Source organism: Silvibacterium bohemicum (assembly GCF_001006305.1).
In the GTDB taxonomy this organism is placed as follows: Bacteria; Acidobacteriota; Terriglobia; order Terriglobales; family Acidobacteriaceae; genus Silvibacterium; species Silvibacterium bohemicum.
Map to the genome: position 1 here is coordinate 234,975 of NZ_LBHJ01000012.1, position 21,828 is coordinate 256,802.

The 21,828-nt window shown below is 60.9% G+C and carries 18 protein-coding genes; 11 read left to right on the plus strand and 7 right to left on the minus strand.

Features of this window, described 5'->3' with window-relative positions; all coding sequences use genetic code 11:
• Positions 1-75: 75 nt before the first annotated feature.
• Positions 76-3,270 (minus strand): TonB-dependent receptor, encoded by a 3,195-nt coding sequence (locus XX99_RS17410; RefSeq protein ID WP_231581460.1) that lies wholly within the window; start codon positions 3,268-3,270, stop codon positions 76-78.
• 433 nt (positions 3,271-3,703) lie between these two features.
• Between XX99_RS17410 and XX99_RS17415 the strand changes: the two genes are divergently transcribed.
• The 5 genes from XX99_RS17415 to XX99_RS17435 all read left to right on the plus strand — a co-directional run bounded on the left by XX99_RS17415 (position 3,704) and on the right by XX99_RS17435 (position 8,705).
• Positions 3,704-4,087, plus strand: a complete 384-nt coding sequence (locus XX99_RS17415) for a VOC family protein (RefSeq protein ID WP_050060671.1) — start codon at positions 3,704-3,706, stop codon at positions 4,085-4,087.
• Positions 4,088-4,564: 477 nt separating this feature from the next.
• Positions 4,565-5,503, plus strand: coding sequence for a sulfate adenylyltransferase subunit CysD (gene cysD, locus XX99_RS17420; RefSeq protein ID WP_050060672.1), 939 nt, complete (start codon positions 4,565-4,567; stop codon positions 5,501-5,503).
• The gene (cysN, locus tag XX99_RS17425; protein WP_050060673.1) at positions 5,503-7,137 is read left to right on the plus strand and encodes a sulfate adenylyltransferase subunit CysN; all 1,635 of its coding nucleotides are present in this window, start codon (positions 5,503-5,505) and stop codon (positions 7,135-7,137) included. Before cysD ends, cysN begins: the two co-directional genes overlap by 1 nt.
• Complete coding sequence (locus XX99_RS17430) at positions 7,134-7,853, plus strand: phosphoadenylyl-sulfate reductase (RefSeq protein ID WP_050060674.1); 720 nt, start codon at positions 7,134-7,136, stop codon at positions 7,851-7,853. The genes cysN and XX99_RS17430 overlap by 4 nt, the downstream gene beginning before the upstream one ends.
• A gap of 9 nt (positions 7,854-7,862) precedes the next feature.
• Positions 7,863-8,705, plus strand: a complete 843-nt coding sequence (locus tag XX99_RS17435) for a sulfite exporter TauE/SafE family protein (protein WP_082125670.1) — start codon at positions 7,863-7,865, stop codon at positions 8,703-8,705.
• Positions 8,706-8,938: 233 nt separating this feature from the next.
• Here XX99_RS17435 and XX99_RS17440 read toward each other — a convergent pair whose 3' ends face one another.
• The 3 genes from XX99_RS17440 to XX99_RS17450 all read right to left on the minus strand — a co-directional run bounded on the left by XX99_RS17440 (position 8,939) and on the right by XX99_RS17450 (position 11,777).
• Positions 8,939-10,228 (minus strand): metal-dependent hydrolase family protein, encoded by a 1,290-nt coding sequence (locus tag XX99_RS17440; RefSeq protein WP_050060675.1) that lies wholly within the window; start codon positions 10,226-10,228, stop codon positions 8,939-8,941.
• Between the two features lie 423 nt (positions 10,229-10,651).
• Positions 10,652-11,233, minus strand: a complete 582-nt coding sequence (locus XX99_RS17445; protein WP_050060676.1) for a hypothetical protein — start codon at positions 11,231-11,233, stop codon at positions 10,652-10,654.
• A 304-nt stretch (positions 11,234-11,537) separates the two neighbouring features.
• Positions 11,538-11,777, minus strand: coding sequence for a hypothetical protein (locus tag XX99_RS17450; RefSeq protein ID WP_050060677.1), 240 nt, complete (start codon positions 11,775-11,777; stop codon positions 11,538-11,540).
• Between the two features lie 189 nt (positions 11,778-11,966).
• On the opposite strand from XX99_RS17450, the gene XX99_RS27335 reads away from it, so the two are divergent.
• Positions 11,967-12,113: a hypothetical protein gene (locus XX99_RS27335; protein WP_156186051.1), complete on the plus strand. Its 147-nt coding sequence runs from the start codon at positions 11,967-11,969 to the stop codon at positions 12,111-12,113.
• A 9-nt stretch (positions 12,114-12,122) separates the two neighbouring features.
• Here the strand turns inward: XX99_RS27335 and XX99_RS17455 are convergent, their stop codons facing one another.
• Entirely contained in the window at positions 12,123-12,335 is a 213-nt protein-coding gene (locus XX99_RS17455) for a Trm112 family protein (protein ID WP_050060678.1), read from the minus strand.
• Between the two features lie 31 nt (positions 12,336-12,366).
• On the opposite strand from XX99_RS17455, the gene coaE reads away from it, so the two are divergent.
• The 4 genes from coaE (at position 12,367) to XX99_RS17475 (ending at position 17,062) form a co-directional block, all read left to right on the plus strand.
• The gene (gene coaE / locus XX99_RS17460; protein WP_050060679.1) at positions 12,367-13,020 is read left to right on the plus strand and encodes a dephospho-CoA kinase; all 654 of its coding nucleotides are present in this window, start codon (positions 12,367-12,369) and stop codon (positions 13,018-13,020) included.
• 174 nt (positions 13,021-13,194) lie between these two features.
• Positions 13,195-14,391 (plus strand): S1C family serine protease, encoded by a 1,197-nt coding sequence (locus XX99_RS17465; RefSeq protein ID WP_050060680.1) that lies wholly within the window; start codon positions 13,195-13,197, stop codon positions 14,389-14,391.
• Positions 14,392-14,738: 347 nt separating this feature from the next.
• Positions 14,739-15,533 (plus strand): GNAT family N-acetyltransferase, encoded by a 795-nt coding sequence (locus XX99_RS17470; RefSeq protein ID WP_156186052.1) that lies wholly within the window; start codon positions 14,739-14,741, stop codon positions 15,531-15,533.
• Positions 15,534-15,679: 146 nt separating this feature from the next.
• Positions 15,680-17,062 carry an APC family permease gene (locus XX99_RS17475; protein ID WP_184085030.1) on the plus strand — a complete coding sequence of 461 codons (1,383 nt, stop codon included), beginning with the start codon at positions 15,680-15,682 and terminating at the stop codon, positions 17,060-17,062.
• A gap of 169 nt (positions 17,063-17,231) precedes the next feature.
• Here XX99_RS17475 and purN read toward each other — a convergent pair whose 3' ends face one another.
• Both purN and purM read right to left on the minus strand, forming a co-directional pair.
• Positions 17,232-17,843, minus strand: a complete 612-nt coding sequence (purN, locus tag XX99_RS17480; protein ID WP_050060683.1) for a phosphoribosylglycinamide formyltransferase — start codon at positions 17,841-17,843, stop codon at positions 17,232-17,234.
• A gap of 313 nt (positions 17,844-18,156) precedes the next feature.
• A complete protein-coding gene (gene purM, locus XX99_RS17485) occupies positions 18,157-19,269 on the minus strand; it encodes a phosphoribosylformylglycinamidine cyclo-ligase (RefSeq protein WP_082125672.1) in 1,113 nt (370 codons plus the stop codon).
• 450 nt (positions 19,270-19,719) lie between these two features.
• Here purM and XX99_RS17490 point away from each other — a divergent pair, with 450 nt between their 5' ends.
• A complete protein-coding gene (locus XX99_RS17490) occupies positions 19,720-21,825 on the plus strand; it encodes a hypothetical protein (RefSeq protein WP_050060685.1) in 2,106 nt (701 codons plus the stop codon).
• Positions 21,826-21,828: the final 3 nt, after the last annotated feature.

Sequence of the window (21,828 nt, forward strand, 5' to 3'; positions counted from 1 at the left end):
ATGTGTTTCTTTCTGCATCGCTGAGATTCTTCCTTCCTTTGGTCGCTCGAATGATAGTGAGCAACGCCGCGACTGCTAGAAGAGCAGCTTGAGGCCGAATTGAATCTGCCTGGACGTCGATGCTGTTGAGGTGATGACGCCTGCGGTTGGCGAGGGTGTTGTGCCTGCTGCGGAGTAGACGACTTCATTCGGCGTTCCGAAATTTGTGTGGTTGAGAATGTTAAAGAACTCGGCGCGGAACTGCGCCTTGAGGCCTTCAGTGATCTGGGTGTCCTTGCGCAGCGAGGCGTCGAGGTTCGCGAATCCCGGACCCACCAGCGAGTTGCGTCCGGAGTTGCCGTAGGTGCCCGCCACGGGATTGATAAAGGCCAGCGGGTTGAAGTATTGCGTGGGGCCGCCTTCGATCACTTTGCCGTGAAAATCAGGATTGACCGACGGACGGATTGGGTTCCGGCTGTCTCCGTTGTTCGTGGGGTTGTAGCCGAGCTGCGGTGTGAAGGGAAATCCCGACTGCAAGGTGGCGATCTCGCTGACGCTCCAGCCCTGCAGCGCGGTGCGTTCCAAGCGGCCGCCCGCGGAGCGCCCGATGGGCAGATCGTAAGTACCGTTGATGACGGCGAGATTGCGCACGTCGGTGCTGGCCGGACCCCAATCGAGCTTGGGGCGCGCGGGGAACTCGACGAATGCGGGAGCATTCGCGCCTACGCTGGTGTTCCACGCGGTGCCGTCGTCGAGGTTCTTCGACCAGGTGTAGACGCCGCGCAGCTGAAAGCCGTGCTGGAAGCGGTGATTCGCGTCGACTTCAAGACCGTTGTAGGAGCTGACTCCCTTGGAGATCCAGGTTGTGGAGTTGGCCAGAGCGGGATTCGCGTAGGGCGCGCCCTTTGGGTAGTAGACGGTTCCCGCTGCCAATGTTGACGGGCAGGGAGCGGCGGGGCAGATGGTGGGTATGGGCTCGTTCACGTCTTCGGAAAGAATCTGATGGTAGCCGTGCGAGCCGACGTAGCCGATGGTGAGCGAGGTATTGGGAGCGATCTTCTGCTGCACGCTCAACGACCATGTGAGCACCGTCGGCGTGTAGGCATCGGGCTGCACTCCGCTGGGCGATACCAGGCTGCCGGAGGGTGGGGCTTGTCCGGGAACGATGTCCAGGCTGCTGAGTGCGACGTTCTTCAACGTGTTGGTGGTGTTGAAGGGAGCCGTCTGGTCGAGGCGGTAATCGAGGTTGTCGAGCAGCGCGCGATAGATGCCGAAGCCGGCGTGAACAACGGTGTCGCCATGTCCGGCGGGGTCCCACGCAAGTCCGATGCGCGGCTCCGGGAGAAACTTCGCGCGATTCTTGGCAAGCGCGGAGTGTCCCACCTGCGGATTGGTTTCGAGCGCGCCGCTTGGTCCGAAGAGGTAATTGGAGGCGCGATTCTGCGACTCGTTCCAGCCGTTCGTGGATTCGAAGCGGAAGCCGGCGCGCAGCTCGAGGTTGGGGCGGAGTTTCACCGTGTCCTGGGCGAAGCCCGCGCCTTCGAGCGAGCGCCAGCCGAGCTCAGTGGGCGATGGAACCGAGGTGAAGGTCGCGACCGTGCCTTGCAGGAAGGTGGTCAGCGTGGTGAAGGATGCCTGCCCGTACTGATCCTGCGCGAGGCTGTCGTTGGACTGAATCTGCTGCAGCCATCCACCCAGTTCGATCTGGTGAATGCCCCGCGTCCAGTAGACGTGATCGTCGTAGGTGTAGAGGTTGCGAGCGGTGGAGAGATTGCTGCCGGCGTTGGTGCCGGCTCCGGTGATCTGCGACGCGCCGTTGAGCGCGGTGCCGCCGCCGATCACGATGGCTCCGATGGGCCGGCCGGCGATCCAGCCGGGGACATCGACGGGCGTGGTTCCGGTGAAAACGTAGGCGGCGCGGGAGTATCCGAAGCGGGCGGTATTCAACAGCGCAGGGGAGAAGACATGCTGCTCCTGAATGCTGGCCACCTGCTCGCGGAGGGCTTCAACGACTGAGCTGAGCGGATTCGCCGATGGCGTGTTCGCATCACTGTCGTCGATGGTGTAGACGCCGAAGAGCAGATCCTTGTCCGAGATGTTGTAATCGGCGCGCGCGGTGCCGAAGTCTTCGCGGATGACCTGCAGGGGATTGCTGAAGGCTTCGCCGATGCCGCTGCCCAGGTCCGGTCCATTTTGTGCCGGCCACAGTGACAGAAGCGCCTGGGAGGCGGCGTTGAGGCCGACGAAGGTCTCTTTGCCGCTGGAGTTGGGGATGTATCCGAGGCGGGCCTGGTTATCGGGGACCAGGGTGACGTCGCTCAGATGGAGATTCTGCCGGAAGCCTTCGTAGTTGCCGAAGAGAAAGACCTTGTTCTTCTTGAGCGGGCCGCCCAGCGATCCGCCGAACTGGTTGCGCTGGAACTCGGGGATGTCTGCCTGGTCGAAGTAGTTGCGGGCGTCGAAGGCGCTGTTGCGCAGAAACTCGAAGACCGAGCCGTGCAGAGAATTTGTGCCTGATGCGGTTACGATACTCACCTGGCCGCCGGTGCGCTTGCCGTATTCGGCGCCGTAGGTGTCGGTGACTACGTTGAACTCGCGCACCGCGTCGACCCCGAGGAGCTGCCCGCTGGTTCCACCGGGCGTTACGTTGATCTCCGACGCGCCGGTGTATTCGATTCCGTTGAGCAGAAAGATATTGTCCTGCGGGCGGTGCCCGGCGACCGCGAACATGTTGCCGACGGCTGCATTCGATGTGCCGATGCCTCCCGAGCGCTGGGTCGAGTAGTTCACGATGGCTGGATTCAGCGTCATCAGCTCGTCATAGCTGCGGCCGTTCAGCGGCAGCTCTTTCACCTGCCTCTCGTCGACCAGCCCGGAGGTCTGCTGCGTCGATAGCTCAACGGTTGCCGGAGCAGCCGCGACGGTCACTTCCTGTTGTACCTGGCCGACGGCAAGCGAGAGATCGATGACCGCGCTCTGGCCGATCACCAGCCGCAATCCGGTCTGGGTCTGCGTGCTGAAGCCATCTTTGGCCGCGCTGATCGAATAGGGGCCCACCGGCACGGAGGGAGCGGCGTAGCGGCCTGCTGCATCACTGGTGATGACGCGCGTGGCACCAGTTTCAGTATTGCGAATCTCGACCTTGGCGGCGGGGATGGCGGCTCCGGTGGTGTCGCGGACGGTGCCGGTGATCGACGCTCCGACGATCTGGCTCAATGCGTAGCCGGAGAAGGCGAGGCTCAATAGCCCAAGACGAGCCAAAGCATAAAGAGAACGTGAGAGAGAGTGCACGATAACCTCCAGAAGCGGAACAGGCCGGGAAATCTATGTTCGAAAGTATGAGTTATGAGGGTTGGAACGGCCGTCGTTGGCGAGCGATCAACAACAAGAACAGCGCGAGGAGCGCGCGATGGTGGGCCGGGATGGATGGGTAGAGATCATATGGCTAAGTCTGCGGAGAACTAAAAAGCCGGGCCAAGTAGGCTCCGGCGGATAGGCTTCTAGGAACGTAGAAAGAGAGCTTAGAAGAGGTCGATCACCGGACACGGACATGCGCGGGTACAACAGGTACAAGGCATGCTGGCGGCGAGACGCATCGTGGTTCTGACTATAGAGCGGGTATTTGCTCCCGTCAAGCTCCGCGAGAGTAGCATTCTAAGTCGATATAGATTCAATTTGCTGGTCAATATAGCTTCAATATAGCTTTCGCACTAGACTTCTCCACATGGCTTTTACTCTGGATCGGATCGATCATCTCGTTCTCACCGTCGCGCACATCGACGCGACCGTCGTCTTCTACACGGAGGTGCTGGGCATGGAGGCGGTTGTCACCAACGGCCGCACCTCGCTCACCTTCGGCGTGCAGGCCATCAAGCTGCATCAGCGCGGGCATGAATTCAACCCCAAGGCCTGCCACCCCACGCCTGGTTCCGGCGATCTCTGCTTTGTTACCGAAACGCCGCTCGATGAGGTGATCCGCTACGCGAGCGAGCTGCGGGTGCATGTCGAGGAGGGGCCAGTCGAGCGCGATGGGGCTATGGGGAAGATGCGGTCTGTGTATTTCCGCGATCCCGACCGCAATCTGATTGAGATTTCGAATTACGTCTGAGGCTTTCGAGAGCTCGATGGGGAGAGCGTTTCTCAGGGGCTGAAGCCCTTTTGTTCGGCGTCGTTTACGGCATGGCTGAAGCCATGCCCTGATACGAAGCTCGCGTCAGCCAGGAGCCATGTTTTGATACAGAGCCGGATTCACGAAACCTATTCGGATGAACCGCTGCCTGGCGGAGCTATCGATTGACAAGCGGCCCGGAGTGGGCGAAGCTTTCAGTAGATGCAATTTGTGATGCCAGTTCCGTCTTGCTGCCAGCTCCACTCCTGTTGTCGGGAGTGTTGTGTGCCCGCGAGGCTGTGAGCTCTGTATCTGACCTTCTAGACGCATCGTAGTTTCAAGCGATCCAGTCCCCGAGCCCACCGTCCTATCTTCCAGGCGAGTGGGTTTTTTCTGTTGCAGCAGAAAGTGCAACTCGTAGGGCAATCGGCCGTCACAGATAGCGACGGCATATCAACGTAGCGAGATATCAACCTCATGGCTCCAGCAGTTCTTACCGATGTAGCAGAACAACAAGCACCGCCGCTCAGCCATCTACAGCTGCTGGAAGCGGAGAGCATTCAGATCTTTCGCGAAGTCGCCTCCGAATTCGAGAAGCCGGTGATGCTGTACTCGATCGGCAAGGATTCGTCGGTGATGCTGCGGCTGGCGCAGAAGGCGTTTTATCCGGGACCGATTCCGTTTCCGCTGTTGCATGTCGATACCGGTTACAAATTTCGCGAGATGCTCGAGTTCCGTGACAAGCTGACGCGCGAGCTGGGGCTGGACCTGCTGGTGTGGCGCAATGAGGCCGCGCTGGCCGATGGCGCGAATCCGATTGCGCTGGGAACGCAGCGCTGCTGCGGGCTGTTGAAGACGACGGCGCTGCTCGACGCGCTGCGCTACTACGGCTTCGATGCCGCGTTCGGCGGCGCTCGCCGCGATGAAGAGAAATCGCGCGCCAAGGAGCGCATCTATTCCTTCCGCGACAAGGCCGGGCAGTGGGACCCGAAGGCGCAGCGGCCGGAGCTATGGAACCTGTACAACTCGCGCATCGGCCCGGGCGAAAGCATTCGCGTCTTTCCGCTTTCGAACTGGACGGAGCTCGACATTTGGCATTACATCCATCTCGAAAAGATTCCTATCGTGCCGCTGTACTTTGCGAAGGAGCGCCGCATGCTGGTGCGCGGCGACAGCCTGATCCCGGTGGAGCAGCCGTTTGTGCAGGGCCTTCCGGGTGAGGAGCAGATGGTGCGCTGCCGCCTGCGCTCGCTGGGCTGCAGCCCTTGCACCGGAGCGATCCGGTCCGATGCCGACACGCTGCCGAAGATCATTGCCGAACTGGTTTCGTTCCGCTCTTCTGAACGAGCGAACCGCATCATCGATCATGACCAGGAAGGCTCGATGGAGATCAAGAAGCGCGAGGGCTACTTCTGATGAGCGTAGCGGCGGCCATAGAATTCCAGGCGAGAGTATTAGAACCGGGAGAAACCGAGCTGGATAGCTTCTCGATTGAAGACTTCCTCACGATCGAACAGGGCAAGGACCTGCTGCGCTTCACCACCGCGGGCTCCGTCGACGACGGCAAGTCCACGCTGATCGGCCGCCTGCTCTATGACTCGAAGAATGTTTACGAAGATCACGTGCGCGCCGTTACCCGCACCCAGGGCTCTTCTGCCGCGGCTATCGATTTCGCTCAGCTTACGGACGGCCTGCGCGCCGAGCGGGAGCAGGGCATCACCATCGACGTGGCCTATCGCTACTTCTCGACTGCGCGCCGCAAGTTCATCATCGCGGATACGCCGGGCCACGAGCAGTACACGCGCAACATGGCCACCGGCGCATCGACGGCGGACCTGGCCATCATACTTGTCGACGCGCGTAAGGGCATTCTGAACCAGTCGCGCCGCCATGCTTACATCGCATCGCTGCTGGGCATTCCGCGCGTCATCGCGGCCATCAACAAGATGGACCTGGTGGATTATTCCGAAGCAGTCTTTCGCGATCTGAGCCGGGACTTCGCCGACCTTGCAGCGCGCGTGGGTTTGCGCAACGTCGATGCGATTCCCATCAGCGCGTTGGAGGGCGACAATGTGGTCCACGCCGGCAGCCGTATGCCGTGGTATCACGGCCCGGCGCTGCTCGAGTATCTCGAGTCCACGCCTGTTCTGCGAGAGAGTGCTGCGCTGGCGTTTCGCCTGCCCGTGCAGCGCGTAATTCGCCCGAATCAAAACTTTCGCGGATTCGCCGGGCAGATTGCCGCAGGCACTGTGCGTCGCGGAGACCGCATTGTCGCGCTGCCGTCGGGACATACCAGCCGCGTGCAGAGCATCGTGACCTTCGATGGCGAACTGGAGTCGGCATCTGCTCCGCTTTCGGTTACGGTGACGCTCGAAGACGAGCGCGACATCAGCCGGGGCGATTTGATCGCCGCTGCCGATGCACCGCCGCAGGTCGCGAATCACTTCGAGGCCGCGATTGTGTGGCTGCACGCGCAGCCTTTGGAGATCAACCGCCGCTATCTGCTGAAGCACACCAGCCACACGGTTCCGGCGCGCGTCCGCTCCATTCGCCATCAGATCGATATCGCAAGCCTCGATCCTAAAGCGGCGTCGACGCTCGATCTCAACGCCATCGGGCTGATCGAAGTTGAGACGGATCGCCCGGTGCTCGCCGATCTGTACAACGAGAGCCGCGCGACCGGCAGCTTCATCCTCATCGATCCCGCGAGCAATGCGACCGTGGGCGCGGGAATGATCCGGCACATCCTTACGCGGACGAGCACCAACTCAGAACAGCCCAGCATCGTTATCGCGAAGGTTGAAATCCTTAAACAGCTTGAACAGCGCATTCTCGATCTCGGCCATGCCGTCGTTCGGACTCGTGTTCAGGATGAAAAAGTATGGCGCGCCCTGCAGCATGCGGGTGTGACGGTGCTGGTGGAGAGCGATCAACCCACGATTCAAATCGTCGATGCGGACTTCACTCGCCGAGAGATCAAAGACGAATCGATCGAGACCATAGTGGATGCGCTGAGCTTTGCAGCGAAGGTCGAGGAGAAGGAGCTATGAGCACTGTGAGCGCGCCGTTATCGACACTGGACGAGAAGATTGCGGAGGCAGCCGCGCTGATTCGCAGTAAGCTGCAGGCTCATAGCGGCGACGCCTGCGTGACCAGCAGTTTTCAGGCGGAGGATGTCGTCGTTCTTCATCTGGTGCGCCAGATTGCTCCCGAGATTCCCGTGCTCTTCCTCGATACCGGTTACCACTTTCGTGAAACCTACGAATATCGCGATCGCATTGCGGCAGAGTGGCGATTGAATCTCAAAAACATTCTGCCAGTGAAGACGGTCGCGGAGCAGGAGGCGGAGTTCGGCATCCTCAATCGAACTGCACCCGACCGCTGCTGCGCGCTGCGCAAGGTTGGTCCGCTCTTCGCTGCGCTTGAGCCTTATGCTCTCTGGTTCACTGGGCTGCGCCGTCAGCAGGCGAAGACGCGCGCCAACTTGCAGGCGGCGGAGAGCTTTACGCTGCCGACAGGCAAGGATCTGCTCAAGCTGAGCCCGCTTGCCGATTGGCATACACGCGATGTGTGGCAGTATGCCGAGCGCCACGCGATCCCGCTGCTGTCGCTCTATGATCGCGGCTACTCCAGCATCGGATGCGAGCCTTGCACCAGCCTGCCGCTCAGCTCCGACGATCCGCGCTCCGGCCGCTGGGGTGGAAACAAGGTCGAGTGCGGCATTCATATTCAACCCGCAGCCGGCAGCCACGCGGAAGGACACTAGGCTCACAAGATGGAACTGGCGATCGGCTTCCTCATCGCGTTTGTCATTGCCATCACCGGCGTCGGAGCCGGCACCATCACTGCGCCTCTGCTGATCCTGGCGCTGCATGTGCCGATTGCGGTGAGCGTGGGCACGGCGCTGGCCTACTCGACCGCGGTGAAGGCGGTGGTGGTTCCGCTGCAGATATGGCGGCGGCAGATTGCCTGGCGGGTGCTGGGCGTGATGCTGATCGGCGGGCTGCCGGGCGTGATCGTGGGCACGCTGCTGTTCAAACGCTTCGGCGCGCTCAGGGGCCACGCGTTCTTTTTCGGAGCGCTGGGCACGGTGATCGTCTTCTCTTCGGCGTGGCACCTCTTTCGATACTTCCGCCCGCAGGCACTGCCGGGGCGGCAGCCGGCGCGCATCAAGAGCATCGGCGCGCTGATGTTTCCCATTGCCGCCGAGGTGGGCTTCTCGTCGTCGGGCGCGGGCGCGCTGGGATCGTTGGCGTTGATGAGCCTGTCTCCACTGAACGCGGCGCAGGTGGTGGGCACCGATCTAGCCTTCGCCTTCTGCGTAACGCTGATCGGCAGCGGCCTGCACTTCGCCGATGGCAGCATCGACAAGGGACTGCTGCTGCGGCTGGTGATCGGCGGACTCATCGGCGCGGTGGCCGGGTCGATCGTCGCGCCGCGCGTGCCGAATCGGCAGCTGCGGCTGGCTCTCTCGGTGGTGCTGCTGGCTCTGGGACTGCAGTTTTGCTATCAGGCGGTGGCGAAGCAGCTGGCTTCGCATGCTGTGCCGGTGCAGGCGGCGAAGGTGCAGACGAAGACGCTGGCATTGGCGCAGGTGGCTGGCGGCCGTGTGCGTTGATTCGCGTCGTAGGGTCGTCGTGTTGAACGACGTTAAGACTCTCAGCGACGTGGTGTAGCCATCATCGTCGAGATTCTTCGTCCCTTTGGTCGTAAGGATGACGGCTACGTCCGAGAAACGCGGCTGTCGCGCGTGCAAACTGCAGATCCCTCCACTTCGCTACGCTCCGGTCGGGATGACAACTTCATTCTTGTTGTCGAGGCGCGAAGTGCGGTCGCCTGGACGGCGAGTCCCTAGTTCTGTTTGTAGATGGTTCCGTTCTTCATCACGAACGCGACGTGCTGAGTCACGCTGATATCCTCGATCGGATTGCCGGGAACTGCGATCACGTCGGCGAAGTATCCCGGCTTGAGCTCGCCGATCTGGCCTTCCCAGCTCAGCAGTTTTGCTCCGTTCAATAGATCGGCCTTCAGCACATCTGCGGGCTTCATTCCGTACTGCGCCATGAGCACCAGCTCGCGAGCCTGCGTGCCGTGTGGGAAAGGTCCCACGTCCGATCCCACTGCGAAAGGGATGCCTGCGGCCATCTGCTTCTTGAACTCGGCGGCGTGATAGTCGAGAAAGGCTCGTTCGCGTTTGCCTGCAGCGGGAGAAGCGGCGTGGTCGGCGAAGTATTCGAAGATGGTGAAGGTAGGCACCGCGGGAATCTGCTTCTCGCGCATGATACGCATGGTCTCCGCGCTTAACTGCAGCGCGTGATCGATAGAGGAGACGCCGGCCTGCGCTGCATAGAGCGTGCCGGGCTCGCCGGTGGCGTGGACAGCGACCTTCTTGCCGACGCGCGCCGCTTCTTCGACTCCGGCCTTCAATTCGGCAGCGGTGTATTGGTATGGCGTGGAGAAGGTGTCGTTGTGCAGCGAGTCCGGTCCGGTCTCGTACATCTTCACGAAGTCGGAGCCTTCTTTGAATTGCTCGCGGATGGCTTCCACGATCTCATCCGGATTATTCGCGTACGTCGCATTCGACAGCACGTGCTGCGCGGGGTTGTAACGGTTGGCATCTTCGTGGCCGCCGAGGATGTCGATGGCGTTGCCGCTGATGCGCAGGCGTGGTCCGGGTATCAATCCCTGATTGATCGCATTGCGAACGGCGGTGTCGGCGGACCCTGCGCCCTCGGTGCCCATGTCGCGCTCGGCGGTGAAGCCGGCCATTAGATCGTCTTTGGCCGCGAGGGTCGCGAGGATGGTGCGTTGCGGCACAGACTCTTCGACCGTCTGCAGATCTTCCGCGCCTGGATGCAGGAAGAGATGGACGTGCGCGTCGATGAGGCCAGGCATCAGTGTGGCGTCGCCGAGATCGAGGACTTGCGCGCCAGCAGGGTGATCGACGGATGATCCTGCGGCAACGATGCGGTCGCCTTGAATCAGCACTTCACCTGGAGAGACGATCCGCGCGCCGGCAACGTCAAGAAGCCGTGCTGCGTGCAGCACAATCGGCGGCGCTTGTTGAGCCAATGCTGCGCAGGTGATTGCGAGTTGCACTAGAGCGGCGAGAAATGGGGCAGCGCTTTTGAGACGTCGCATGGTCCATCCTGAACTGGAGATTGGAACATAGCGATCTTAAAGGGGCGTTGTGGAAAGGCGAAGGGAAAACACCACGAGGGCGTGGGTGATGCGCTTCATCGGAAAGCGTGGTGATGGATTGTGAGGCTGCAGTTAAAAGCAATCGCAAAAAAAAGAGCGGGCAAAGGGCTCTTCAGACTGCTGACAAAGTTATATCGAGTTTAGGGAGCAAAAGGCCCGGGGCTGAAGCCCGCGGAGTTTGAGCGGCCTGTTCGTGAGGCTGAAGCCTCACGCTCCCTCCGGAAAACAAAGCGTTGGGTTCTTCTTCAAACAAGGTGAGTTTGTCTTCAAACACATTGCGTACTTCTTCAATCACACGGGGTTTCCGTAAAAACAAAAGAGCCCGCGATCTTTCGCGGGCTCTTCGAGTGATCCAGTTCCAAACTACTCGGCCGAGGTTGAGGCCTGCGCCGACTGTGCGCCGACGGCGACCAGGAGCTGCGTTCCTGCTCCGAGGCTGATGTTGCTGCGGCTGTCGGTGAACGTTGCTGACGACTTATCCTGCACCGAGCTGTGCAGCGCGACGCCGGTTGCTCCGCCAGCTACCTGATCGAAGGTGGCGTGCGGATCGACGGCGGCAGGCAGCTGCTCTGTGTCACCAGCGGCCGCAAAGGCGGCGACGGTGGCCTTGATGGCGATGGTCTTACCGTCCTTCAAGTGAGCCTGGTAGAAGGTGAGAGTCAGAGTCGATGGTCCCTTGTTGTCAGAAGCCTTGACTTCGTCGACGCGTCCGAGCAGCTCTGTGCCGCGCGGCAGTTCTACGCCTTCTGCAGTCTTGATGGTTCCGGTAAGCTTCACCGCTACAGCCTGACCTTGCGTGGCCGACTTGGTGCTCAACGCGCGAATCAATTCCGTGTTTCCAGCTATAAGCTTTACGCCTTGGGATTGTTCCTGCGCCATTGCAAGACCTGAAAATGCAACAACGGCAGTAGCAAATGCGAGGGTACCCGCTTGAAATCGCTTCATAAAGACAAATCTCCTGTGCAGATAATAATTCTTATACGTTGGGAACGTAGTGCCAGCTTTTAGGTTTATAGATAGAAGGAAGGGCGAACGCCGGAAGGTTCCGGCCAGCGGCCAAATGGCTCGACTTAGTAGATGAGACGAAGCGAACTAGGCAAAGGTCGCAAATAATTACGAGATACCAGGAGCCAAGCTAGTCGCGAATAGCGCGGCTGCGGCTGCAACTAACGCATTTCATTGGGATCTAAGTTGCGTGCTGGGGCAAACCTCGCTCGCAAATTTTTTCGCGAGCGAAGCAGAGCGCGCATCACATCACCAACGCGACCCGCTCCAGCTCCTGCTGCATGCGGTCGTACGAGAACCCGTTATGCTCGAGGCGCAACACGGCGGCGCGCGCCTGTTCGGTGCCGATGCCATAGCCGCGGCCGCTCAAGAAACTGGAAAGCACCTGAGCACCCTGGAACGAGTCGAGCCCGGACTCCATCAGCTCATTCCGTAAATTCGTCAATTCGTTGAGCCCGAACTTTTCAATCTTGCTGTTTTCCATCGGTTCTCTCCTTTAACTCGCCGGGCCCATGCTGCCTTGCATGGTTAGAGACTTATCGGCTTGACGGGTTGCTTATTCCATTCGCAATGCTTATGACGAAAGTACGCAGGAAGTGAACATACGGTTTTCGTCCGCTGCCAGTTCTCCCACAAAAGTGGCATGCCGCGGCCATGAGTAAACTTGAAGAGGATGTCATCGAATCAAGACGCGAAGAACGAAGGGTCATCCGGCCTGAGCTGGGGCTCGACGCTTGTGGTGCTGGCCATTGCTATCCTGGCGGCGGCTCTTATTGCCTATCGGATGATCTACCCGTTTTTCCACGGGCGGCATCATTAAGCCGGGGCATCATTCTTGCATCGAGCTGCGTGCTTCGAGCAGGACGGGGATGCCGTCCTCAATCGGATAGCGGCGTCCGCAGCCGGTACATTCCACGAGCGGCGTCTCATCCACGATCGATGTTCCACCCTCGAGCGATGCCCTGGGAAGAGAGAGGCGTGCGTGGCACACGGGGCATACAATCAGCTCCAGAACTTCGCGAATGCGCTGCAACGACTGCATAGATTCAGTGTACCGAGAGACGGGGAGAAAGATGCTGCGGGTGGGGCTGACCGGAGGTTTAGGAAGCGGCAAGAGCACGGTCGCCGGCATTTTTCGTTCGCTCGGTGCGCATGTTGTCGAAGCTGATTCTCTGGGGCGCCAGCTCATGGAGCCGGGGCAACACGTTTACGACTCCATCGTAGCCAGCTTCGGCGCGGAGGTTCTGAATCCTGATGCCACGCTGAATCGCCGTCGCCTGGCGGATCTGGCCTTCGGGCAGAACCGCCTCGCCGAGCTGAACCACATCGTGCATCCGGCAGTGATCGCGGCCCAGCAGCAGTGGGCCGAGCGCATCTTCGCGGAAGATCCCGCCGCAATCGCGATGGTCGAGTCGGCGCTGATCTTCGAAGCGGACAGGGAGGGTACGGTGCCGGGATGGCGGAAGCGCTTCGACCGGATCATCCTGGTGACTGCTCCTGAGGATCTAAGGATCGCGCGTTATGTGGAGCGGATGCAGCGGCAATCGAGTCCGTTTTCTGTCGCGGAGCTGGAGGCGGACGCCCGTTCCCGCATCGCCGCACAGATTCCTGAGGTCGAAAAGATTCCTCTTGCCGATTACGTGATCCGCAATGACGGAGCGATGGATGCCACTCGCCGCCAGGTGGAGGGGATCTACGCGGAACTTGCGGCCACGGCCCGTGTCTGAAACGCGAAGGGGTCTGAAACGTGAGGGGTCTGAACGCGCAGGGCATCGAATGCGTAGATGCCGATAGAAATCGGTGCGAATGGCTAAAATTGAAGAGACTGCCCTGGTCGTCGAGTAAATTTCGTCGTGCGCGTTCGCTCGAACGACAGGGTTGAGATGAGATAGGCGAATCCCATGACCTTCCGCAGAATCGTTATCGTGCTGTTTATCGTCGGCGGCTTCTGGTACCTCACCACGCGTGGACCCAAGCCAACCAACTCGAGCGCTCCCAGCAGCCTGCGGAGCCTGGAGCGGCACACGCTGGAAAGCGCCACGCACAGCGGCTCGCCGCTGACTCTGACCGAGGCCGATGCCGCGCCGGAATACGACTCGGAGGAGGTCAGCAACATCTCCGTTTACAAGAAGGCGCTGCCGTCGGTGGTCAACATCACCTCGTCGATGCAGGCGGTGAATTTCTTTTTCCAGGTAGTGCCGCAGCAGGGGCAGGGATCGGGCTTCATCCTCGATAAGGAAGGGCACATCCTCACCAACTACCATGTGGTGGCGGATGCGCAGCAGATCGAGGTCACGACGGTCGACAAGCATCGCTATAAGGCGCGCGTGATCGGGCGCGACCAGGTGCATGACCTGGCGCTGCTGCAGATCGGCGCTCCGAATCTGGTGCCTGCGGTGCTTGCGTCTTCGTCGCATGATCTGGTGGTGGGGCAGAAGGTTTATGCCATCGGCAATCCCTTCGGTCTCACCGGAACCATGACGACGGGCATCATCAGCGCGATTCGCTCGATTCATAATCCGCAGGGCTCGCCTATCGAGAATGCCATCCAGACCGATGCCGCCATCAATCCCGGCAACTCGGGAGGCCCGCTGCTGAACTCGCGCGGAGAGGTGATCGGCATCAACTCGCTGATCGCCACCAATCCCAACGAGAACGTGGAGCAGAGCGCGGGCATCGGCTTCGCCATTCCTATCGATACGGCCAAGGCGGTGCTGGGCGACTTCCAGAAGTATGGCCGGGTGCGGCGTCCGTCGCTGGGCGTGGTGTCGCTGCCTATCGGTCCCGACCTTGCCGAGCAGATGGGACTGGCCGCCGACTACGGCGTGCTGATTCAGCGCACGGTACAGAATGGCGCGGCAGATCGCGCCGGCCTAAAGGGAGGCAATCAGACCGCGTACCTCGGCAATATGCAGATCTATCTCGGCGGCGACCTCATCGTGAACATGGATGGCCAGGATGTGACGAACACCCAGGACATTGCCGACGTGATGAATCGCCACCAGGTGGGAGACGCGATCACGGTGACGTTCTACCGCGGCCGGCGCAAGATGACCACGCAGGTGACGCTGGGCGAGGCTCGGGATCAGGCGGCCTGAGGGCAGCGAATGGCCAAGGTCCGGGTGGCTGAGAGGCGGTTCGCTTAAGTCCGGTTGGCGGTCTTTCGCCATTTCTTCTGCCGGCAATCCTTTTGACAGCACGCGGGCGATCTCGCAGCCCCTTCAGCTTGCAGGTGACCCCAGATCTCGGCCGCGAAGGATCGGGCACCCGCGCCGTCTTTTCGCGTCGTGAACAGGCATTTGTGAAAGGTCTGTAGTTTCCCAAACTCCGAGGAATAAAACGAACCCTCCCGGAGTTTTAATCACACAGCGGAATCGGCTGCCGGGACGCATACGGCTCCGGATTTGCGATCTTATGCTGTGGCGCGGAGGAATTAAAAGTGCAGGTGACGAGTAAAACAGAACTACAGGAATCGAATGAGCAGTTCATCGCGGCGTGGGCGATGTTTGCTCAGTCCTTTCCCAACCCGGGGATCGCGGTTAGCGATCATTTGGCGATCGGCTGGCCGGATGTGCCGCTTCTCGTCTACAACAACATCTTCGTTGTGGGCGAGATCGACAGCCGAGAGGGCCTGACCTCCGCCGTGGATGAGGCCGTCGCGCATTCCAGGGGCAAGAAGTGCCCGGGGATGATCACCGTATGCCACGATCTGCTGAGCGGATCGGCGAAGTCCGAAGTGGAGAAGATTTTTGCCGAGCGGGGATACGGGCCTCTGATGGGGACAACAGGCATGGCAGGAAACATCTTTCCGCTGCAGGCAACGGGCCATCCTGACCTGCGCATGGAGCGCGTGGAAGATGGGAATGTCATCACGGAGCTCAACTGCGACGCTTATCATATGCCGCGAGAGGTGGGTTACGCGTCCATCCTGGATGAGGCGATGTGGAAGAACTCCTACGCATATGTGGGTTACATCGGCGATCGTCCGGTGGCGACGGCCACAACGATGGTGACGGGCGACACGCTTTACCTGGCCCTGGTAGCGGCCGCAGAAGACGTGCGGAACAAGGGATACGGTTCGGCCGTGGTGAGGTATTCGCTGCAGAAGGCGTACGAGGCGACCGGTCTTGTCCGCACCGTGCTGCACGCGACCGCGGATGGTTATCCCGTCTACAAGCGCATCGGGTATGAGCCGGTTGCGAAATTTACCAGCTATGCTCCGGCGTTTCCGCAGGAATAGCCCCAAAACCGGCGTATCCCCGAAGGCTCTTCGGAGATACGCCGCATCGTCCTGAGACTTCTCAAACAAACTAAAAAGACGCGACCAGCGGGCTGCGAAGCCCTGAGCCGTCCCCTGCTCTGCAAACGATCGAGATGGAGATACAAGTGCCGTTGAAACGAGATCTGGGCTTAATCGAAGCAATCAGCTTGTCGACAGCGATGCTGACGCCAACGCTTGCGATGTCGTTCAATACGGTTTTCGCGGTGCAGGCGGCGGGGACAGCCGCACCCCTGGCGTTCCTGATCGGTATGATCGCGATGCTCATCGTGGGTGCTTGTTTCGCGGCATTCGAGAGGCGCGTGCGCAGTTTCGGCTCCGTTTATTCCTACCTGGCGCATACCTTTGGAGCGGAGTGGGGATTTACCGCGGGATGGACGATGCTCTTTGCCTACATGGCGGCGACTGCGGGGATTTCGGTTCTCTCGGGCATCTCCGGATCCATCCTGCTGGAGAAGCTTGGGGTGCACGGAACAAATCTATGGCTGTGGATCTCGCTGCTTGTGACTGCAGGAGCGGGCTGGATGGCATGGAGGGACACAAAGGCCGCGGTGCGGGTGATGCTGGCGATGGAGGGTCTCTCGATGACGATCATTGTCGCGCTGGCGGTGAAGATCCTGTATTCCGTCGGGTTGTCGTGGGTTCCGTTTCATCCCGATGCGACGCATGGCTGGGCAGGCATAGGCTATGCGATGGTTTTCGCCGCATTGGCCTTCGGAGGTTTCGAAGGCGCGGCAACGCTCAGCCAGGAGACAAAAAACTCGCGGTACGCTATCCCGCTGGCGCTTACATTGACGCTCGTTCTTTCCGGATCATTCTATGTGTTTGTGACTTATGCGGAGGTGATGGGATACGGGCTTGGCCATGTGGCGGATCTGGCGAGCGCGGAGTCTCCGCTGAGCGTACTTGCCGTGCGGTATATGTCGCGCAGCTATTCCCTGTGCATCGATGTGGCCCTGCTGGTGAGCACCGCTGCGGGTACGCTGGGCGGTGCGGCGGCAACAGCGCGGATGCTGCGTGCGCTGAGCCTGGGGAACAGGTGGCCATGGTTTACAGCTCTCGACCCGAAACACGGCACGCCGCGGACGGCAGTGGCGGTGGTTTCCGGGCTGTGCGCGGCGGGAACCTGCATTTGGGCGCTGATCACACGCACAGGTCCCCTTCCGTATGCTTTGGCTTTGGCGACGATGGCTACATTGGCTATCGTGCTGGTGTACTTCGGCGTGACCGTTGCCGAGTGTGTCGAAGCGTTTCGCGAACGCAGGATCGGATGGATGCTACTGGCCGGACTGGGAGCGGCGCTTCTCTTGTGGCCGCTCTGGAATAACCTGTATCCCGTTCCGGCGTTCCCGGCGAACCTGTGGCCGTACGTCGTTGCGGTGTGGGTTGTGGGCGGAGCGGTTTACGCGTGGCGATCGAAAGCTGGAGGAGTCATCGAGGCGGAGCCGGAGTCAGTAGAGGAACTGGAGGGTGAGCTGGAGGTGCGGTGAGGACTGGCCGTCCAGGCTTACGCCTTCGGCACTTCTTTACCGGTGCTCGAGATTTCCCACATCTCAAAAGCGAGATGGGACTGGCCGTCCAGGCATTTTGCGCCTTCGGCACTTTTTACCGGTCCTTGAGATTTCCCACATCTCAAAAGCGAGATGTGGGGCGCGCGGTTTATCGCTTGATGTATCTGCGGCCTTCGATTGTGTATTGGCCGCTGACGACGCGGGCGATGGCTTCGCTGTAGGCGATGTGTTCCTGCTCGAGGACGCGCTCGGAGAGTGCGTGCGCGTCATCGCCTTCGAGGATCGTGACGGTCTTCTGCAGCACGATAACTCCGTGGTCCAGCTGCTCGTCGACGAAGTGGACGGTGCATCCGGCCACCTGCACTCCGTAATCGAAGGCCTGTTGCTGGGCGTCGAGGCCGGGGAAGGCGGGCAGCAGCGAGGGATGGATGTTCAGAATGCGCTGCGGGAAGGCCTGCACGAACTCGGGCGAGAGCAGGCGCATGTAGCCTGCCAGGCAGACCAAATCCACGCCGTGGGCGCGCAGCGTGGCGACGATCTCTTCATCGTGCTCGGCTCGCTTGCGGCCCCTGGCTTCGATGGCGACGGCTTTCAGTCCGCGCTCCTGTGCGGCGGCGAGGCCAGGTGCGTCGGCTTTGTTGGAGATGACTACGGCGATCTCGCAGCCTTTCAACTGGTCGTTCGCGATGCTGTCGGCGATGGCGAGGAAGTTGGAGCCGCGGCCGGAGAGAAGGATGCCGAGTTTGCTTGTGGAGCTCATCGTTTTCAGGGTAGCAGGGTGGGCAGCTAAGAAGCGGTCGGCGGTGACGCGGTTCGCTAAAGAAGCGGTTCGCTATGAAACGGTTGGCGGCCGGTGGTCCCTGCTCCATCCGGCCTTAAGATCGAGGATTTCTTCTCTCTAAGTTGCCGGCCGTTTTGTGACTGAACACTAGCTGCGCAGTACCCGATTGGAAAATTCCCACATCTCAAACGCGAGATGTGGGGCACCCGGTTTGGCTGTTGCTAGCCGCTTTATCGCTGACCGGCCTTTAGCTAACCGCTTTTTAGCTGACCGAACTTCAGCTGCCCGCTACTCAGCCGTAAATCACCTTGCGGTCGCCTTTTACGATTCGGCCGATGACGTGGAATTTTTCGCTGGCGCGATCGAGCAGTCCGGTTACTCGTTTGAACTTCTCCGGCTTGACAACGGCGATGAGGCCGATGCCCATGTTGAAGGTGCGCAGCATCTCTTCCTGCTCTACGTTGCCGAGCTCGCGCAGGTGCTCGAAGATGGGGAGCACCGGCCAGGAGCCGATGTCGACGACTGCGGCGAGGCCCTTGGGCAGGATGCGGGGCAGGTTCTCGGTGATGCCGCCGCCGGTGATGTGAGCCATGCCCTCGACCAGCTCGCCGGCGGTGAGTTTCTGGATCACGCTCAGGTAGCTGCGATGGGTCTTCATCAGCGCCGCGCCTGCCTTATCCTTGAGCGCGTTGATGTACAGCTCGGGCTTATAGCCGGCGATTTCGAAGAAGAGCTTCCGCGCCAGGGAGTAGCCGTTGGTGTGCAGGCCGGTGGAGGGCAGCCCGATGAGCACGTCGCCCGGTTTGATGCCGGCTCCGGTGATCAGCTTGTCGCGATCCACCACGCCTACGATGAAGCCCGCCAGGTCGTACTCGCCATCCTGATAAAAGCCGGGCATCTGGGCGGTTTCGCCGCCGATCAGCGCGCAGCTATTCGCGCGGCAGGCATCGGCGAGCCCGCTGACGATCTTCTCCGTTACTTCGCCATCGAGGCGGCCGGTGGCCAGGTAATCGAGGAAAAAAAGCGGCGTCGCGCCCTGCACTCCGATGTCGTTGACGCAGTGGTTGACCAGGTCGGCGCCCACGGTGTGGTGAATGCCCAGCTCGAAGGCCAGCTTGAGCTTGGTGCCGACGCCATCGGCGCTCGAGACCAGAATCGGCTGCTTGTATTTGGCGGTGTCCAGCTTGAACAGGCCGCCGAAGCCGCCGATCTCGCTCAGGACATTTTTGGAAAAGGTGCGCTGGGCGAGGTATTTGATTCGCTGCTTGGCGCGATCGCCGCTCGAGATATCGACGCCGGCATCGGCGTAACTCACGGAGGCTGCTTTCTTTTTAGCTTCAGGCAAGGGAGATCTCGACGAGGTGAAATGGGGCTGAAACTCAGGCCGGAATTCCAAGTTTAGCATCCGGTAGCGGTGGAACCGAGGCGATGCGCCTCCTTCGGGCCCCGAGTTTGCATCTGATTGATACGCTTCAGTCATCTTTTAACGCAAACGTTATGGGGGTGCGGCTGCGTCAGAGGCTGACGCCTCCCGAAAGTGGGGCGTTTTATGGCATGGCATGAAGCCATGCCCCGATACGAGACTGTCTGGGCGGGTGCGGGGGGCGTCTGCACAGGTTTGAAAAGCGTTGGCGGCTGGAGCGCCAGTGGTTGAGAACTGCCGGTCCCTCTACTTCCCTCCGCTTCGGTCGGGATGACAAGTTTGTGTGCGTAATCTGGCGGCTCGGGGGGACTGGCGCCGGGGTTCGGCCGAAATTCATCCTTGCGGCGCTTAACAGTTGTCACAGTTGTCCTGGAGTGGCGGACAATATCGTCGAGAACGCATTTCAACCTCTGGAGCCCCGTTCCTGGCCGAATGCCGACGTTTAAGCCATTTCGCAAACTCCGGTTTCGCCGCCAAACTCCGGTCTTCGCTCGTCCGGAGTCGGAGCTGCGCAAGCGCACGGAATCTTTCTGCGCTGCGAATAACCTGGCCGCCCAGACCCGCCGCCTCATCGTGCTTTTCACGTCGATCTGGACGCTGCCGACGGAGCGCGCCTTCACTGCGGGACTGATCCGATGGATCAGGCTGCTGGAGCATGATTCCGACCTGCGCGGCCGCTTCCAGAAATCTCTGCGGGAGGTGGTGCTGCAGCTGGATTCGATCTCTTTCCTGGCCGACTCCGGAATTCCCGCGCAGCATGCGCTCTGGCACGAGACCACGCAGCGCATCTTCCAGCGGCTGCTGCCTACGGCGCGCGAGAATGTCGATACGGCGCGGCTGTTTGCGGCGGTATTCTCTTCGCCGCAGGCTGTGGAGCGCTTCCGCTCCATCGATGGCTTTGTCTTTACGCGCCTGGGCAGGCTGCTGTGGCCCTCGCTGGGCCTCGATGCGATGCCGAGGGTGCGCGAGAACATCCATCAGTCCCTGTGCCTGCTGGCGTCGCGCATCGCGGGACGCGGAGCGACACCGGCTATTCGCCAGCGCAGCACGCAAAATCTGGATCAGCCGCCTTTCTATCGCCTGGTCTTCGCCACCGACACCTTTGTGCGCTCGGAGAATTCGGAGCAGCAGCGCGCGCACTTCCATCACTGGGAGGAGTCGATTCGCGCCTGCCGCAACGAGCTGAACCAGGTGCGCCTGCACATGGAGGATTCGGGCGTCAGTACCGGACTGATGTTCGACGTAACCAGCATGGAGGCGGCGCTGGACCGCATGGAGATGCTGGCTGCCACGCTGGTCGATCATGCGCCGGAGCTGCGGCAGGGTGACGAGGCCGCGCCGAAGCCGTCGTTTGCCGCGCGCCAGCTGCTCAACACGCTGGTGACCGGCTTGCTCGAAGACACACGGATTTCGGCGCTGGTGCGGCAGAACCTGAACCTGCTGGCGCGCAAAACGGTGGAGCGCACCGGCCACGGCGGCGAACACTATATCGCCCACTCGCTGCGCGAATATCGCCAGATGTGGCTCGCGGCGATTGGCGGAGGGTTGCTCACGGTCTTTACCGCTGCACTCAAGCTGCGCGTGGTGGAAAGCCACTGGCCGCCGTTTGTGGAAGGCTTTCTAATCGGGATCGACTACGCGATCAGCTTTCTGCTGCTGCAGATCTTTGGGCTGGCGCTGGCCACCAAGCAGCCGTCGATGACGGCGGCAACCTTCGCCGGTATTATTCGACAGAATCGGGGAGCCTCGCGGCGCAGCAAGATCGCGGACTTCGCCGCATCCATCAGCCGCACGCAGCTGGCCGCCGCTATCGGGAATGTCTTCGCGGTTTGCGCCGGAGCCATCGCCTTCGAGCATCTGTGGCAGAAGATGTTCAGCGCGCACTATCTTCCCGACCAGACCGCGCGGCACGTCTATGAGACTCTGCACCCTTTCAGCTCGGCGACGGCAATCGATGCGGCGCTGACCGGCGTGATCCTGTGGCTGGCCGCGCTGATCGGAGGATGGTGCGAAAACTTCGCTGTCTATCACCGGCTGCCGGCTGCGATTGCCGCGCATCCCGTGGGCCAGCGTGTGGGCATTCGCCGCATGCAGCGCGGCGCAGCATGGTTCGAGAACAACATCGCCAGCTGGAGCACCAGCATCGTGCTGGGCTTCCTGCTCGGCTTCACACCGGAGATCGCCCGCTTCTTCGGCCTGCCGCTCGATGTTCGCCACGTTACGCTCAGCACCGGCATGCTGGCCCTGGCGGCGGCGCGCTACGGGACTGCGGCCTTCGGACATGATTGGCTTTACTCGGCTGTCGCGGGGATCGGCATCACATTCGTCTTGAATCTGGGTGTGAGCTTCTCGATCGCCTCGGTGGTGGCGCTGCGCGCCTACAACGTGCAGCGGAGCGAGCGGCTTTCAATTCTGAAGTATGTGCTGGGGCAGGCGGTGAAATCACCGCTGCGCTTTCTCTATCCCGTAGACGCGGCGCCCGAGCTGACTTCGGTGGTGCCCAGCCATGTTGTGCCGGCCGCGAATTCTGAGGAGTAGGCC

Excerpts from the sequence above, each read along its gene's own strand:
- XX99_RS17415 (WP_050060671.1), top strand. The coding sequence starts at position 3,704 with ATGGCTTTTACTCTGGATCGGATCGATCATCTCGTTCTCACCGTCGCG.
- cysD (WP_050060672.1), top strand. The coding sequence starts at position 4,565 with ATGGCTCCAGCAGTTCTTACCGATGTAGCAGAACAACAAGCACCGCCG.
- cysN (WP_050060673.1), top strand. The coding sequence starts at position 5,503 with ATGAGCGTAGCGGCGGCCATAGAATTCCAGGCGAGAGTATTAGAACCG.
- XX99_RS17430 (WP_050060674.1), top strand. The coding sequence starts at position 7,134 with ATGAGCACTGTGAGCGCGCCGTTATCGACACTGGACGAGAAGATTGCG.
- XX99_RS17435 (WP_082125670.1), top strand. The coding sequence starts at position 7,863 with ATGGAACTGGCGATCGGCTTCCTCATCGCGTTTGTCATTGCCATCACC.
- XX99_RS17440 (WP_050060675.1), bottom strand. The coding sequence starts at position 10,228 with ATGCGACGTCTCAAAAGCGCTGCCCCATTTCTCGCCGCTCTAGTGCAA.
- XX99_RS17445 (WP_050060676.1), bottom strand. The coding sequence starts at position 11,233 with ATGAAGCGATTTCAAGCGGGTACCCTCGCATTTGCTACTGCCGTTGTT.
- XX99_RS17450 (WP_050060677.1), bottom strand. The coding sequence starts at position 11,777 with ATGGAAAACAGCAAGATTGAAAAGTTCGGGCTCAACGAATTGACGAAT.
- XX99_RS27335 (WP_156186051.1), top strand. The coding sequence starts at position 11,967 with ATGTCATCGAATCAAGACGCGAAGAACGAAGGGTCATCCGGCCTGAGC.
- XX99_RS17455 (WP_050060678.1), bottom strand. The coding sequence starts at position 12,335 with ATGCAGTCGTTGCAGCGCATTCGCGAAGTTCTGGAGCTGATTGTATGC.
- coaE (WP_050060679.1), top strand. The coding sequence starts at position 12,367 with ATGCTGCGGGTGGGGCTGACCGGAGGTTTAGGAAGCGGCAAGAGCACG.
- XX99_RS17465 (WP_050060680.1), top strand. The coding sequence starts at position 13,195 with ATGACCTTCCGCAGAATCGTTATCGTGCTGTTTATCGTCGGCGGCTTC.
- purN (WP_050060683.1), bottom strand. The coding sequence starts at position 17,843 with ATGAGCTCCACAAGCAAACTCGGCATCCTTCTCTCCGGCCGCGGCTCC.
- purM (WP_082125672.1), bottom strand. The coding sequence starts at position 19,269 with ATGCTAAACTTGGAATTCCGGCCTGAGTTTCAGCCCCATTTCACCTCG.
- XX99_RS17490 (WP_050060685.1), top strand. The coding sequence starts at position 19,720 with ATGCCGACGTTTAAGCCATTTCGCAAACTCCGGTTTCGCCGCCAAACT.